The organism is Chryseobacterium foetidum, assembly GCF_025457425.1.
Classification (GTDB): Bacteria; Bacteroidota; Bacteroidia; order Flavobacteriales; family Weeksellaceae; genus Chryseobacterium; species Chryseobacterium foetidum.
The window spans coordinates 2,703,170-2,718,685 of record NZ_JAMXIA010000001.1; the positions used below are offsets into that span (position 1 = coordinate 2,703,170).

Annotated in this window: 13 protein-coding genes; 5 read left to right on the forward strand and 8 right to left on the reverse strand. The window is 36.7% G+C overall.

The window, feature by feature from the left end; genetic code table 11:
- Position 1: 1 nt before the first annotated feature.
- Together NG809_RS12615 and NG809_RS12620 are read left to right on the forward strand one after the other, a co-directional pair.
- Entirely contained in the window at positions 2–634 is a 633-nt protein-coding gene (locus NG809_RS12615) for a DUF4919 domain-containing protein (protein ID WP_262151149.1), read from the forward strand.
- A 135-nt stretch (positions 635–769) separates the two neighbouring features.
- Positions 770–1,789, forward strand: a complete 1,020-nt coding sequence (locus NG809_RS12620; protein ID WP_262151151.1) for an LLM class flavin-dependent oxidoreductase — start codon at positions 770–772, stop codon at positions 1,787–1,789.
- A gap of 306 nt (positions 1,790–2,095) precedes the next feature.
- Here the strand turns inward: NG809_RS12620 and NG809_RS12625 are convergent, their stop codons facing one another.
- The 3 genes from NG809_RS12625 to NG809_RS12635 form a co-directional block, all read right to left on the reverse strand.
- Positions 2,096–5,134 carry an AAA family ATPase gene (locus NG809_RS12625; RefSeq protein WP_262151153.1) on the reverse strand — a complete coding sequence of 1,013 codons (3,039 nt, stop codon included), beginning with the start codon at positions 5,132–5,134 and terminating at the stop codon, positions 2,096–2,098.
- Between the two features lie 161 nt (positions 5,135–5,295).
- Positions 5,296–6,504, reverse strand: a complete 1,209-nt coding sequence (locus NG809_RS12630; RefSeq protein ID WP_262151155.1) for a metallophosphoesterase family protein — start codon at positions 6,502–6,504, stop codon at positions 5,296–5,298.
- The gene (locus NG809_RS12635; RefSeq protein ID WP_262151157.1) at positions 6,501–6,671 is read right to left on the reverse strand and encodes a hypothetical protein; all 171 of its coding nucleotides are present in this window, start codon (positions 6,669–6,671) and stop codon (positions 6,501–6,503) included. The genes NG809_RS12630 and NG809_RS12635 overlap by 4 nt, the downstream gene beginning before the upstream one ends.
- Positions 6,672–7,474: 803 nt before the next feature.
- On the opposite strand from NG809_RS12635, the gene NG809_RS12640 reads away from it, so the two are divergent.
- Positions 7,475–7,726, forward strand: a complete 252-nt coding sequence (locus tag NG809_RS12640; RefSeq protein WP_262151158.1) for a VF530 family protein — start codon at positions 7,475–7,477, stop codon at positions 7,724–7,726.
- 105 nt (positions 7,727–7,831) lie between these two features.
- The gene (locus tag NG809_RS12645) at positions 7,832–8,332 is read left to right on the forward strand and encodes an FKBP-type peptidyl-prolyl cis-trans isomerase (RefSeq protein WP_262151160.1); all 501 of its coding nucleotides are present in this window, start codon (positions 7,832–7,834) and stop codon (positions 8,330–8,332) included.
- A 278-nt stretch (positions 8,333–8,610) separates the two neighbouring features.
- Here the strand turns inward: NG809_RS12645 and NG809_RS12650 are convergent, their stop codons facing one another.
- Together NG809_RS12650 and NG809_RS12655 are read right to left on the reverse strand one after the other, a co-directional pair.
- The gene (locus tag NG809_RS12650) at positions 8,611–8,988 is read right to left on the reverse strand and encodes a YchJ family protein (RefSeq protein ID WP_262151161.1); all 378 of its coding nucleotides are present in this window, start codon (positions 8,986–8,988) and stop codon (positions 8,611–8,613) included.
- A 361-nt stretch (positions 8,989–9,349) separates the two neighbouring features.
- Positions 9,350–11,494, reverse strand: coding sequence for a M3 family metallopeptidase (locus tag NG809_RS12655; protein ID WP_262151163.1), 2,145 nt, complete (start codon positions 11,492–11,494; stop codon positions 9,350–9,352).
- A 218-nt stretch (positions 11,495–11,712) separates the two neighbouring features.
- On the opposite strand from NG809_RS12655, the gene NG809_RS12660 reads away from it, so the two are divergent.
- Entirely contained in the window at positions 11,713–12,522 is an 810-nt protein-coding gene (locus NG809_RS12660; protein WP_262151165.1) for a head GIN domain-containing protein, read from the forward strand.
- On the opposite strand, the gene NG809_RS12665 is transcribed toward NG809_RS12660, so the two are convergent.
- From NG809_RS12665 to NG809_RS12675, 3 genes are all read right to left on the reverse strand, one after another.
- Entirely contained in the window at positions 12,523–14,400 is a 1,878-nt protein-coding gene (locus NG809_RS12665) for a monovalent cation:proton antiporter-2 (CPA2) family protein (protein ID WP_262151167.1), read from the reverse strand.
- Between the two features lie 2 nt (positions 14,401–14,402).
- Positions 14,403–14,924: an NAD(P)H-dependent oxidoreductase gene (locus tag NG809_RS12670; RefSeq protein ID WP_262151169.1), complete on the reverse strand. Its 522-nt coding sequence runs from the start codon at positions 14,922–14,924 to the stop codon at positions 14,403–14,405.
- 111 nt (positions 14,925–15,035) lie between these two features.
- Positions 15,036–15,512 carry a hypothetical protein gene (locus tag NG809_RS12675; protein ID WP_262151171.1) on the reverse strand — a complete coding sequence of 159 codons (477 nt, stop codon included), beginning with the start codon at positions 15,510–15,512 and terminating at the stop codon, positions 15,036–15,038.
- Between the last annotated feature and the right edge of the window lie 4 nt (positions 15,513–15,516).

The following is a 15,516-nucleotide window of genomic DNA, read 5'->3' on the forward strand; positions in this document are numbered from 1 at the left end:
GATGAAAAGAGTCGTAGTCATTCATTTTTTATTGGTTATTTCATTCTTTTCAGCGCAGACTTCCGTAGATTTTAAAGACATTGGTGAGAAGGTTAAAGATTCTGCCAGTGCGTATTATTATAAAAAATTAGTTTACAAATTTGTACATCTGCCCCAAAGTCTGGATTCTATCGAGTCAAAATATTTATACTACGGACAGTTTTCAGCCCCGGATTATGATGATAAAAAAGTAGTTGTTGTAGGAGATTTTACAGAATTTTTCAACAGAAAAAAATATAAAGAAGGTATTGAAGAAGGGGAGAAGATTCTAAAACAGGAACCGGTAAATCTTGAAGTTTTAGGAAAACTTGTATTACTTTATGATCAGGGAGACAAAGAAAACAAAATGTTTCCGGTGCGTACAGCTCAGTTCAAAGCACTTCTTGATGCCGTGATTAAAAATCCGGTACAAAAAGATGAAAACAAAGTGTATGTAGTAATGTCTATTGCTGATGAGTATTTGGTTGCCAATTTTTTAGGCTATAATCTTTATACCATGAGAAGGCGTTCTGATCATGTTTCTGACGGAATTATCGACAACTGGAAATTATTAAAAAAAAGAATTTCCTTTTTAGTACATTATAAACGAGATTAGAATGTAGTTCAATTAAGAGATAAAAAATCCGGCTTTACAGTCGGATTTTGCTATTTCTGAATGTATATGTTCTTACCAAACATCAACGTTTTTAAACAAGCATTCAACTAATTTTGCTCTATAAATATCAACAGTATGGAATTAGGAATAGGAATGTTCGGAGATGTGTCATTCGACCAGAAAACCGGAAAATATAGAGATGCCGGAGTGAAAATCCGTGAAATCATCGGTCAGGTAAAACTGATGGATGAGGTGGGGATTGATGTTTTAGCAATGGGAGAGCATCACCGTGCAGATTATGCAGTTTCTTCACCTGAAATGGTTTTGGCAGCAGCTGCAAGTGTTACAAAAAATATTAAGCTCGCAAGCGGAGTAACGGTTTTAAGTTCGTCCGAACCTGTGAAAGTATATGAAGATTTTGCAACATTAGATCTGATTTCAGACGGAAGAGCAGAAATTTTTGTCGGGCGTGGAAGTTTTATTGAGTCTTTCCCTTTGTACGGCTATTCTTTAAATGATTACGAACAGCTTTTCGACGAAAAATTAGAATTGTTATTAAAAATTAATTCAGAAGAAAACGTTTCGTGGTCGGGGAAACTACGTGCTCCGATGCAGAATCAAACCGTTTATCCGAGAGCAAAAAATAATGGCAGACTTCCAATATGGAGAGCTGTGGGCGGAACTCCGCAGTCTGTTTTAAGTGCCGCAAAATTGGGAATGCCTTTAGTGGTCGCCATCATTGGAGGAATGCCGATTCAGTTTAAAAGCCTCATTGAATTTTACAGACAGGAATACCTGAAAGCCGGTCATCCTGAATCTGAAATGCAGATTGCCGTCCATTCTCACACTTTTGTAAGTGAAGATCAGAAGGTGATCGATGAATATTTTTACACTTACAAATCTCAGATGGACAGAATTGGTAAGTCCAGAGGCTGGGCACCTTTTTCAAAAATGCAGTACGAGGGTGGTAGAAGCGAAGATGGCGCATTGTTTATCGGAAATTCCAATCAGGTTGCCGACAAAATCAATTACATAAAAGAGATCTTCGGAATCACCAGATTCATAGGTCACATGGATGTTGGCGACCCAGCCGATGATGTAATGAGAAACTCGATTGAGCTTTTTGGAACTGAAATTTCAAAACAGGTAAGATAATCTATAGACTCTGCAGAATATTTTTCTGTGGAGTTTTTTTCTGTGAAAAGAGAATAATTGCCTGAAATCAATCTGTAAAACTCCCTGAATCAGGATTATTTTACTGCAAAATTATTCCCGTGCAACAGGTCATATAAAATAAAACAGAGCGGTTTTTTCAACCGCTCTGTACCTAAACCAAAACACAAATCATGAAAATGAATGTTGCTTTAAATATAAAATTATTTTACAATAATTTCTAAAAAATTTTAAATTTTCTTCAGCGATAATAAAAATGTGTTGCAGTAACTGCAAACGGCATTCTTACTACACCACCTCGATTAAACTTCCCCGTTCCTCATCCTTGGTAATATTCAGCGACACAGGAATTTTCTCCTTCAGTTCTTCGACGTGGGAAATGATTCCTACGATTCTGTTTTCCTTCTGCAGATTCATCAGGGTTTCAAATACGATATTCACCGATTCCAAATCCTGAGTTCCGAAGCCTTCGTCGATGAAAAAGAAATTCCTGTCTGACTTCGCATTCGCCTGAACACTTTCTGCCAAGGCCAAAGCCAGACTCAATGAAACCTGAAATGCCTGTCCGCCAGACAATGTTTTTACGCTTCGGCTGCGACCTTCGTTGAGATAATCAATAATTTCAAAATCATTGTTTTCGTTCAACTGCAAACTTAGTTGATTCCTGGTCATTCTATGAAAACGAACGTTGGCGTGGTCGCACAACTGACGCAGATAAATCGACGAAACGTACTGTACAAAACCTGCTGCCTTAAAGAGATTGGTCATGATTTTCAGATTCTCGGCACGCTTCTGAAGCTGATTTAAATCTTTCAGTAAATCTTCTTTTTTCTTAAATTCTTTTTCCAGTCTTTCAATTTCTGAACTGATTTTTACCACATTATTGTTGGCGTTTTTTAAATCATTTTCAGCAGTTGTAAACTGACTCTCTGCTGTAGCAAACTGTTCTTCATCAAAGGAAAAATCTTTGAGCTTGGCTTCCAGATCGGCAATTCCGTTTTTCAGAGTTTCAAATTGAATTCTGAATTGCTGAATTTGATTTCGTACTGCCTGAACATTTATTTCCTGAATTAAAATGTTTTGAACTGCAGGTAAATCAGAAAAATTGTTTTCAACTAAGGATTTCGTTAAAATGTTTTCATTTTCAAAAATCTCTTTTTCCAGTTCAGAAATTCGCTTTTCAACCTGATCAACAATCGTTTTCTGCTCAGCCAATTTTGGAGAAATCTCCTTTTCGTCTTTTACAAGCTGCTGATAGTCCCGCGCGGTTTCAAGATTAGATTGTGCGAGTTTTTTGTAAGTATCTTCAATCTCACCGCTTTCTTTTTCCCTGTAATCTGACCATTTTAAAATTTTCAAATTGGCTTCGCTGGTCTTGATTTGCTCCTCTTTTTTCGCTTCATCAAGTTTAAATTCTTCTAAAGCTTTTTTATATTTTTCCAAATGCCCGCGTTCTTTTTCCAGCGTTTTCTGCTGTTCGGAAATCTGTCTGTTCAGTTCTTCGGTCTGCTTTTCAATCTCAAAAGACTGCTGGCGTTTTTGCAGAAACTCGTTTTCATTTTGAGCATTAAAATCTGTCCACGAAAAGTTTATTCGGTGATTTTCAGTTTTAATTTTAATTTGATTTAAATTTTCCAGTTCAGCTTTCTGCTGTTCTTCAAAAATCTTTTTTCGGTCAAGAATCTTTTCAATTTCAGCAAGCTGCTTTTGATTAAAATCTTTCTTAATTTCAATTTGCTCAAGCTCTTTTTTAATTTGATTCAATTCAGCATTCACATCATCAAATTCCACAATATTTGGATGTTCCACCGCACCACAAAGCGGACAGGATTCTCCATCGTGCAGCTCTCCTGCAAAATGTGCGAGTTTCTGCTGAACTTCAAGCTGACTTTTCCGCTCCGAAAGTTTTTTTGCATCAGTTTCCAAAGCATCAAATTTAAGTCTAAAATCTTCTCTAAAAGTTTCGGTATTAATAGAGTAGGGAATAAGTTCAGCGTTCTGTTTCCCGATTTTATCCTGCAAATCTTCAATTTTTTCATTTTGATTTTTTGCTGATTCTGTCAAATTTTTCTGCGCCAAAAACCAGTTTCCAACATTCATTAAAATATGAGAATCTATTTTTTTAGGTTTTAAAATATCAACATGATCGGCAAGTTCCGTAATTTTTTTCTGAATTAAATTCTGTGCAGTTTCTACTTCTTTTACTTTATCGGAACCTTTTTCTGTTCTGATTTTTAAAGCTTGTATATCATTCGAAAATTCAAGCATTTTAAGAATCAAACCCAAATCATTTTCCTGAATTTTAGACTGATCCAAAGCTTCAAATTTAGGTAAAAGTGCAGCCAGTTTATTTTTGATGTCTTCAAATCTGGTTTCGGTTTCCTGCAATAATTTAGATTGATTTTCTTTGTTTTTCTGTTGCTCCAAAATTTCTTTCTGAAGCTTATTTTTCTCAGCAATTATCGGCGTGAAAATCCTGAATACTTTATCAAAAAGTTCCGTTTTGATTTCGAGTTCGTCAACTTCCGTTTTCTGTATACTGAGTTTTTCAAAATCAGATTTCTTCTGCTTCAGCGATTCAAAATCGGTTTTTAAATTTTTAAGTTGCTGGTATTTTTCTTCGATCTGTTTAAACTGAATTTTAAGCTCTTCAAATTTTTGCTGCTCCAGCTTCAGATGTTCTTTCTGCTCAGCAATCTGTTCCTCATTTACTTCTTCAAAACCTTTTAGCTGACCCTCCAGTTGGTCGAGTTCAGATTTATTTTTAGCATTTAAAACAGAGACATTATTCTGCAAATCAAACCGCTGAAGGCTGAAAATTTCCTTCATCATATTGGTGCGTTCTGTAGCTCCAAGTTCCAGAAATTCTTTAAACTGACCTTGCGGAATGATGATGGTCCGCTTAAAATTCGCATAACTCAATCCTACAATTTTTTCCGCATTGGAATGTTCCAAAGGTATCCACACGCCGTTGTTCCATTCGTAGAAAGTTACGGTTGGCGTTTTTACGTCCTCAAAATTTTTGGTATTTCTTCTGAATTCCCTTGTAGCGCGGTATTTTTTGTTTTCAAAATTGATGAAATCAAATTCTATATAGGATTTGTTTGATTTCAGATTCATCATGTTGTAGGCACGTTTGTCCCTTGAATTCAAACGCTCAGTTTCTCCGTACAGTGCAAAAGAAATGGCTTCCAGAATAGAAGACTTCCCTGAACCAACCGAGCCGAAAATCCCGAACAGACCGGCCTCCGTAAGATTTTCAAAATCGATTTTCTGACGTTCCTGATAAGAATACAGACCTTCTAAAGTCAATTGAATTGGAATCATAAAGATGATATTAAAATTTGAACCATTAAGTGATTGAAGAGGTTGAGCTGGGGTTAAGGTTTTGCACACAAAATTAAGATACGGTCTTAAGAAATTTATTTCGCTTATTCCGACTTAAAAACTCATTAACCTTAATGTTTTAAAAAATGTTTTAGATTATATTACTTTTCAGAAACGATTTCATTAAACAGATGAATCAAATCTTCATTGGCTTCCTGTCCGCCGTTTTTAGATTTAAAATAATCCTTAAACAACGCCTGAATATCCTGATTAAGATTGATTTCGCTCAGCTGATTTTCATTAAAATCCTGATTCTTCACTTTCGGAATCAAATGAACAATACCACCATGTGACTGATAAATCAGTTTTCTTTCTTCAGCTTTTAGAAAAGTTTCGCTTTCCAAAGTGAGTTCTACCAGCGCGTTTGGATTTTCCTGAAGCCATTCAATGGTTTTTTCTACAGAATCAAATGTTTTTCTGACTAAAGGTTTTCCGTTTTCCAGAGCAATTTTTTCAAATGAAACCGATTGATTGGGTTCCGCTTCAATGATGGAAACATATTTTTTCTGTCCGGCCTCACTGAAGCTGTAACAAAGCGGTGACGATGAGTAAACGACAGGTTTTTCCGCCGTTCCTATATTCTGAAAGCCGTGCAGGTGCCCCAAAGCTGTATACTGAATCTGATGCGGAATAATATCCGACCAAATCAGATCTGCATTCCCGATTTTAATAGGTTTTTCGCCATCAGGTTCTTCCAAAATAGGTGCGCCTTTTTTGTTCATATACAAATGTGTCATCAAAAGATTGACTCCATTTTCATCACAAAATTCATCGGCAATTTGCTTCCAGTTTTCTCTTAAAACATTGTTGAGCTCAACTTCTTTATTTTCTCCGAAATATTCTTTCAACCGGACTTCATTCGCATAAGGTGTATGCAAAATTCTGACAGGGAAATTTTGATTTTTAAATTCCAGTTCAATAAAACCGGCGGCAGTTTTGGAAATTTTAAAATGCTCCAATTCAAAAGGCTGAACTGTCGCTTTGGGATGACCTATTAAAATAATTCCGCATTCTCTCGCCAACGGATCGGGAGCGTCGATCAAACTGGGAGAATCATGATTTCCCGATATCGCGATAACTGGGCGTTTTCCATTTAAAGATAAGCGTTTCAAAGTTTTATAAAAAAGCTCGACAGCCTCAGTTGACGGATTGAAAGTGTCAAACAAATCTCCGGCGATTAAAACCAGATCAACATTATATTCATCAGCAATCTGAACGATTTCATTCATGACCAAAACCTGTTCTTCCAGTCGTGAAAAACGGTCTAGGCGTTTGCCTAAATGCCAGTCGGCGGTGTGGAGAATTTTCATAATATTTGAGATTCGTTTTCCTGTTCGGCAGCCAATTTTGCTTTAGTATTTTCGCGCATTTCCTTCAAGCGGTTTTTTCTTTTCGCTTCAGCCTCCTGAATCTTGCGTTTCTTATTGGCAATTTTCTTGTTATGAATTTTTTTATTGGCATCTGTATTTCTGCTCATCTCAATTTATTTTAGATAAATTTTTTGAAAATTGATTTAGCTAAATTAATCTATTCTTCAGAGAAAACTTTATTTCAAAGTGAATTTAGATGTTCGATTTTAATTTTATTGATTAGGTTTTGTCAATCAAATTTACATCAAACGTCATCAATTTATTTACGGTTTTACTCAATTCGAAAACATTTTTAATCTCGTTTTGAGATAACAAAGGTTTTAATTCAATAGAAGTGGCCTTTAGCCCGTTTGCGTCAAGAGATATACATTTGGCTTTAACCGACTCTGATCTTAAGTTTTGGCTAAAGCCTTTTTGTTGTCATCCATTTTTAACATCGGGCTAAAGCCCGACGCTATTGATTTAACCCTTTAATATTAAACTTACATCTTAGCTTGAATTCAGTTAATTTTTTAAAAATAACTCAACGTAGAATTAAAATAAACCTCCGTAGGTTTAAAATAATCCTGTTTGCGACTTCCGGAGTCTGCATTTTGTTTAAAACAACCCTGTTTGTAACAAAATGCAGTTGCAGTTGGTTTGCTTCAATGCTGTTTGTAACCAAATGCAGAATACTTTTGTTTAAAACAAGTCTGTTTGTAACAAAAGGCAGTTGCATGTGGTTTGTTTCAATACTGTTAATAACCAAATGCAATTTTGCACCATCAAACCTAACAGGTTTCTAAAACCTGTCAGGTTTAAAACAGTACAGTTCTTACAGATGAATTTGTAGCATGGAAACCTCACAGGTTTTCAAAACCTGTGAGGTTTAGATTAGGTTTACAATTGAAATATTTAACTTTACAACATTATGGAACAACAGTCAAAAGATCCTTTACACGGAAAACGCCTCGATACCATTCTTGAAGAACTGGTAGAATATTATCAGGGTTTTGAGGAATTGGGGAAACAGATCAATATCAAATGCTTTACAGATAACCCGAGTATCAACTCATCACTGAAGTTTTTGAGAAAAACAGATTGGGCAAGAGCAAAAGTTGAAAGTCTGTATCTCTATGTTTTGAGACAGAAGAAAAGAGAGGAGTCGAAAAATAAAAACTAGTATGTTGAGGATGATTCTTTACAGATATTTAATGATTCAATTCTTTCAAAAACAGTATATTTGTGCCGTTTAATCGTGAAAAAAAATTCACGCAAAAAAAGAAATATGACAATTGACAACAATCATGTGGTAGCTGTAAAGTATGTTCTTCACACTATCGAAGAGGATGGGAGCAAAATCCTTGTAGAAGAAACAACTGCAGAAAATCCGCTTACATTTTTATATGGTGTGGGAATGATGATTCCTAAATTTGAGCAAAATATCCACGGTTTGACGGCTGGTGATACTGCTGCTTTCGTGATTCAGCCTGAGGAAGCTTACGGTGAAAAACAGGAAGATGCGATCGCACAATTGCCAATCGATATGTTTGCTGAAGCTGGAATTCCACCAGTGGGAGCGATCTTGCCTTTGTCTGATAACGAAGGAAATAATTTTCAGGCATTCGTAGTGGAAGTGACACCTGAAGCTGTAATTGCTGACCTTAACCACCCAATGGCTGGGAAAGTTTTGGATTTTCAGGTTGAGATTTTAAATACGCGTCCTGCAACCGAAGAGGAATTATCTCACGGTCACGCTCATGATATCGACGGAAACGAGGCTCACTAAGAGTTTTCTATATAAAATTAAAATGTCCTGCAGAAATGCTGGACATTTTTTTTGACACATGAGTCACATTAGTTTTAGTTTTAAACTTTGAAAATATTTTAGAACACATGAGATTTGAAAATCAAAGATTTTCATTGTGTACACAATATAAGAATGTAGGATAATACTTACACTCACTTTAAAAATCTTTGATTTTTTCTCTAATGTGGTCTGGAAATGTTTTCAAACCAAGAAAAATCTCTGTGACTTATGTGTTAACAGTTTTTGTGGTTAAATAATCAGTCTAAAAATTCTCCTGAAACATAGTACCAGCGGTTTTGAATCATTTTAAATGTCGATAACTCATGATGGACATTTTTTTCTCCGTCTTCATCGGTGTAATATGCTTTGAACTCCACCTTATTCATCGATGGTTTACTGACGATTTCCAGTTTTGTCCATTCGTTGATTTCTCCCCATTCCTGCAGATCTTTGGTGTTGTGGAACTGTCTTTTGCTGGGCGAGGTGGTTTCCATTAAATATTTCCCATTTGGAATAGCAAATGCTGAAAACCTTGAACGCATCAAAGCTTCGGCGGTCGGAGCAAATTTTTCTCCGTTGTGATAAGGTTGGCAGCATTCTTCATACGATTTTCCGGAGCAGCATGGACAGTTCATTTTCTTTGATTTTCTTTTTAAAACACAAATGTACACGAATATTTTTTCACTAATAACACAAAGCATTGTTCAATAGGGACGGGCTTTAGCCCGTCTTAAATTTAATTAATTTGATTGGCTTTAGCCGAAACTTATATCTTGCTTTTATATTAACCGAAGAATCTTACGCACGAATCTGTGGAATCCGTGAAATCTGTGAGAATCAATTAGCGCACAGATTTCACAGATATACACAGATTTTATGCTCAAAATCAGCTGAATCAGCAAAATCAGCGAGAGCTAAATTTGAGATAATTCGTATAAAATTCGAGCAATTCGTATCAACAAAAAAAGCATCCAAATGAATGAATGCTTCCTAAAATTATTTAATAAAACCTCTGTTTCTCAACAACGGCTTAATATCCGGATCGTGTCCTGTAAAGTCTCTGAATGCCTGATTCAAATCAACAGAATTCCCGACAGATAGAATGAATTTTCTGAAACGGTCGCCGTTTTCTCGGGTCAGTCCACCATTTTTTTCAATCCATTCCCATGCGTCGCTGTCTAAAGTTTCTGACCATAAATAAGCATAGTATCCTGCTGAATATCCACCGCCCCAAATGTGTGCAAAGTAAGGTGTGTGATATCTTGGCGGAAGAGTTGATAAATTAAATCCGTGATTATTTAAAGATTGTTTTTCAAAATCCAAAACCGGAAGCAACTGACTTTCGTTGGTTACAGAATGCCAATCCATATCCAAAGCAGCGGCAGAAACCAGTTCTGTCGTCATATAGCCTTGATTAAAAGTGGCTGCTTTTTTAATTTTATCAACCAAAGCCTGCGGAATCGGCTGTTTTGTTTCATAATGAAGTGCATAATTTTTTAAAACGACAGGGTCTAATGCCCAATGTTCATTGATCTGAGATGGAAATTCCACAAAATCTCTCGGTACGTTTGTTCCTGAAAGTGAAGGGTATTTCTGGCTCGCAAACATCCCGTGTATAGAGTGGCCAAACTCATGGAAGATCGTAGTTACATCATCATAACTGATTAGCGAAGGCTTTCCGGCAGCTGGTTTCTGATAATTGTAGCAATTGACAATCACAGGTTTTGTCCCTAATAAATAAGATTGCTCAACAAAATTGCTCATCCAAGCTCCACCGTTTTTAGAATCTCTTGTGTAGAAATCTAAATAATAAATGGCCAAAGATTTTCCGTTGTGGTCGAAAACTTCGTAGGTCACTACGTCAGGATGATAAACAGGAAGGTCGGTTCTCTTTTTAAATGTCAGTCCATAGAATTTTTCAGCGGCGAAGAAAACGCCTTTTTCCAGAACGGTTGTGATTTCAAAATAAGGTTTGATTTGATTTTCATCTAAATCAAATTTCGCTTTTCTCACCTGCTCAGCATAGAAATTCCAGTCCCAAGGTTCCAGTTTGAAACCGCCTTTTTGCTGGTCGATCAGATCCTGAATATCTTTTGCTTCACGTCTTGCAGTCTCAACGGCCGGAGTTGCCAATTGGTTCATCAATTTTACCGCAGCATCAGGGTTTTTCGCCATCTGATCCTGAAGTTTCCATTCTGAAAAGCTTTTTTTGCCTAAAATCTGTGCTTTTTTCAGTCTTAATTTTGCCAGTTTTTCGATGGTTTCTCTCGTGTCGCTGTTTCCACCTTTTTCCGCTCTCATCCAAGACGCTTTAAAAACTTTTTCACGGGTAGCACGGTTGGTAAGGTTTTGTAAAACCGGCTGTTGCGTTGTGTTTTGAAGTGCTAAAAGATATTTTCCTTCTTTCCCTGCAGTTTTTGCATCGGCGGCGGCTGCAGCAATTTCGTCAGGAGAAAGTCCGTCCAGTTCTTTTACATTGTCAATGATAATTCCTCCTTCTTTTCTCGCTTCAAGCAGTTTATTGGAATATTGAGTGGAAAGCGAAGCCATTTCCTGATTGACTTGCTTTAATTTTTCTTTATCGGCAGCCGAAAGATTTGCTCCGGCGATTTCAAAATTCTGTTTGTAAAACTGAAGAAGTCTTTTGCTTTCAGAATCTAAACCGCTGTCTGAAATAGATTTAATTCTTTTATAAAGATTTTCATTCAGATACATTTTATCGGAATGTGCCGCAAAAACAGGAGCGAATTCTTCATCCAAAGCCTGAAGAGTAGGGTTGGTATTGGCACTCGTCAGATTTGAAAATGTAATCATTGCTCTTTTCAGAACTTCGCCGCTTTTTTCCAAGGCTACAAGGGTGTTTTCAAAAGTTGCCGCTTCAGAATTATTGGCAATTTTCAGGATTTCAGCGTCGTGCTGTTTCAGACCAAATTCAAAAGCGGGTTTGAAATGCTCATCTTTAATTTTATCAAATTCCGGAGCTTCGTACTGAAGTTGGCTTTTCTTCATAAAAGGATTTGACGAAAGCGAAGCATCGGGCACAGGAACTTCCTGTTTTACATCGGTTGTTTTCATTGTGGTGGTACAAGAATGGTTAAATGCCAAGGCAGAAACTAACAATACGGATGAAATATTTTTCATGTAAACTTATTGTTTTAAAGATTATAAAGTCTCTTTTTTGATTTTAAAATTGGTTTTTATTGTCAATTGTAAGAGATTTCATAATTTAGTTGTTATTAAAATATAAAGATATTAAAAACTAAACTTTTAAACAGCAAAATATCAAACCGCCATGATTTTAAGATTTAAATTCAGACGGAATTAAAAGACATCATTATTAATCAAATAAAAATTTATATATGAAATACACATCAATTTTACTTTTATCAGGATTGGTTACGCTCGCTTCCTGCAAAGAAAGCGAAAGCAGAAACGGAAAGTCAAAATGGCTACCGGACGTTACCAACAAAGACCATGGGCCTTTAAAGCAGAAAGAATTCAGTGGAGATTTTGACGAAATTGAAGTTTCACAAGCCATCGAAGCCGAAATAATTAAATCTGATGTTGAAAGAGTGGTAATCTCTGCTCCGGCAAATATTATTGATGAGGTTTTGGTGGATAACAGCGGCGGCGAACTGCATATTCATTACAAAAACGGTTTCCGTGTAATGAATACAAATAATGTGAAAGCTAAAATTTATGCGAAAGATTTCAAAAAACTGGAAGCCAATTCTGCGGGAATTATCGTGGTAAGAGATCAGTTTACACAGGATAAAACCGATGTAGAAGTTTCCAGTTCAGGTCATATTTCGGGTAAACTCGAAGCCAACGAAATGGATATTGATGCAGGCAGTAGCGGAACTTTTAAAGGACAAATCTGGGCTGTAAAGCTTAATGTAGAAGCTTCTTCAGCTGGAGAAGTGAATATTTCAGGAAAAACCAAAGGTGCCGATTTAAATGCCTCTTCAGGCAGTACGATTTCAGCAAAAGAAGTGGTTGCAGAAAACGTAAAGGCAGAATCTTCAAGTGGTTCAAACGTTGAAATTGGTGTTTCTTCTAAATTTGAAGCACATGCATCTTCAGGCGGATCGATCAATGGATTCAAAAAAGGAAATGTGACAACCGTTTCGAAAGAAGAAAGCAGTGGCGGAAGCGTAAGTTTGCAGTAACTATTTATCGCCTTCCTCTTCACCTTCCGTGGATGAAGTTTCCCAGTCTTTATTTTCAAGATTTAAATTATCATAAGCCAATAAATCCTCCTCCCGCTGGAGGATTTCTCTTGTGGTGAAAAGGCGGATATCTTCATCATCTTTTGATTTTGCCAGCTTACGGATGGAGGCTTTATCAATCGCCATAAATCTCTGTCCTAAACGTCTGGCAGCATATTTTCTCATGCCTATTTCCTGCAGAACATCTACAGCCATATCAACGGCAGTTCCTAAAGTTTCACGGTAAATATTGTCAATGCCGTTGTCGAGATACGCGTAGGCATCAATTCGGTTTTTTGCACGGACAAATATCTTCACGTCGGGATATTGCTCACGAACCAGTTCAGCAACAAACCGGTTGTCATCCGGATCATCAAGACAGAGAACTAAAATTTCAGCATCTCCAATTCCGGCAGCTCGTAGAACGGGAATTCTTGTGGCATCTCCGTAATAGACTTTAAAGCCGTAACTTCTCAACAATTTCACACGGTCAGAATCTCTGTCTAGAATGGTTGCGGTGATTTTATTGGCTTTCAGAAGTCTTCCGACGGTACTTCCGAAATGTCCGAAACCAACGATGATAATTTTTTTCTGAGAAATATCGCTGTCAAGAATATTGAAATCTGATTTTGTTTCAGGAACTTCTCTGATGAATTTCGGTGTGATTATTTTATCATTAATAATTAAAAGAATCGGCGTAATGCACATTGTGATCGCTGTGACAGCCATCATCTGAGCATTCATTTCTGCACTGAAAAGTGATAAATCTGATGCGTAATTGATTAATACAAAGGCAAATTCACCCACCTGAGAAAGCGCAAAAGCGTAAAACAGACTTTGTGGAGAATCTATTTTGAAGAATTTTCCGATGACAAAAAGAACAGCGAATTTTACGGCCAAGACTACAAAAACAGTACTGAAGATAAATGTTGGATCTGCAGCAATAACATTGAAATTCATTGTTGAACCCACGCTGACGAAAAAGACGGCGAGCAAGAGTCCCTTAAACGGATCTATATGTGCTTCAAGCTCATGACGGAATTCACTGTTTGCCAACATCACACCCGCTAAAAACGCTCCTAAAGCCGGAGATAATCCTATGGCAACCATCAGTTCTGAAACGCCAATCACCAGAAACAGGGAAGTAGCTGTGAGTAATTCGGTCATTCCCGCTTTGGAAACGTATCTTAAGAATGGAACAAAGACATATCTTCCCAGTAAAATCAAGGCTACCACGCCAAAAATCACGGTTCCGGCCTGAAGCCAGTCGGGAAGTTTCTGAATTAGAACCTGAACTTCATTTTCGCTGTTTTTCGCTTTGGTGTGAGCCAAAACCGGTAAGATTGCCAAAATCGGAATCACGGCAATATCCTGAAATAAAAGTGTGGAAAAAGAAGCTTCTCCTGCCAGAGTCTTCAGGTTGTTTTTTTCTTGTAAAGTCTGGAGAACGATTGCTGTTGAGGATAAAGCGAAGCACATGGCGACCGCGATGGCTTTGTTAGTACTCCAGCCTGCAACCACGAAAATACCGAATAAAATTAAAATTGTCAGAGCCATCTGGGTGAGCCCGAGCCCTACGATTTTCTTCCGCATCTCCCAGAATTTTCTCGGTTCCAGTTCCAGTCCTACTAAAAACAAAAGCATGATGACTCCGAATTCACTGGCGTGCATAATATCGTTGACGTCGTTTCCTGTAAGTTTCAGGAGATACGGTCCGATGATGATTCCACCCAGAATATAGCCGATTACTGAGCTCAGACCTAATTTTCTTGCCAGCGGAACCATAATAATGGCAACGCCCAAAAAAATCAAGGTGTTCATTGCTATACTGGATTCCATATTTATTGATTTAGGATTTCGACAAATTTCTTTTTATGTAAAATGATTTCTTTTTTAGACAGTTTATTGGCTTCGTAAACAATCGTAATGTCTTTGATATTGGCGCCAAAAACGTTGAGAGAAACAATCAGCGTACTGATGATTTCATCGATGGTGTATTTGTAAGTGCCTTCTTTTGTGAAAGATCTTTCTTTGCCACCCGTCGTCACCACGATGTAAACTTCTTTGTCTTTCAGTGGGTTATTTTCACCTTCCTTGACCCAGTTTCTGTCGAAAACTTCGTCAATCCACAATTTAAGTAGAGGCGGAATTCCAAACCAGATAATCGGAAACTGAAAAATAAAACGGTCGTACTGCTGCAGTCTTTTTCTTTCTCTGAAAGCGGCAATGTGAAAATCGGGATATTCTTCGTACAGATCACGAAGTGTAAAATGCTGATGACGAACGTAGAAATTAATCAGTTCCACGTTTGAGGTAGAATGCTCGAGGTAAGGATGGGCAAAAACCACCAGTGTTTTCTTCATAAACCCGTTTTCAGTAAATATAATGAAAATTTGCTTAGAAATTTGCGGATGTTGACGGTTTTTAATGAAATTTTAATCAGAAGAAAGGATATGAATGAGTGTGATTAAAAATTATTCACACTCTCTAAAGCTCATTAATAATAAGGAAGCTAAATTTTCCGAATTTTTATCTATCATTATTTTTCTTTCTGCTATTTCAGTGTAACCACGCTTATGACCACTCGTATCGCCATTTTTGGTAGGTGTAAAAATAATGTGATGATAATTTCGCAATATTTGAACACTTTTAGAGTTTTTCATTTGCTTTTTTATAGAGGAATGTGAAGTTAATGTTTTATAATTTTCATACATCCTTTTAAAATCATTATGTTTTTCCTTCACAGACTTCGAATAATTCAGATGTTTTAAAATTAAATTATTAAGATTTGATTCTCCTGTATTTTTTTCACAAATGGTAATAAGATCAGTTCTTTTCCATAAACCTGTTTCAATTTTAAAATAGGTCTCGAATATATAATTTTCAGGATATTCAATAACTGAAATTAACTGGCTGTCAGATTCTTTTTTTCTGAATAGTTTTTCAAACATAATC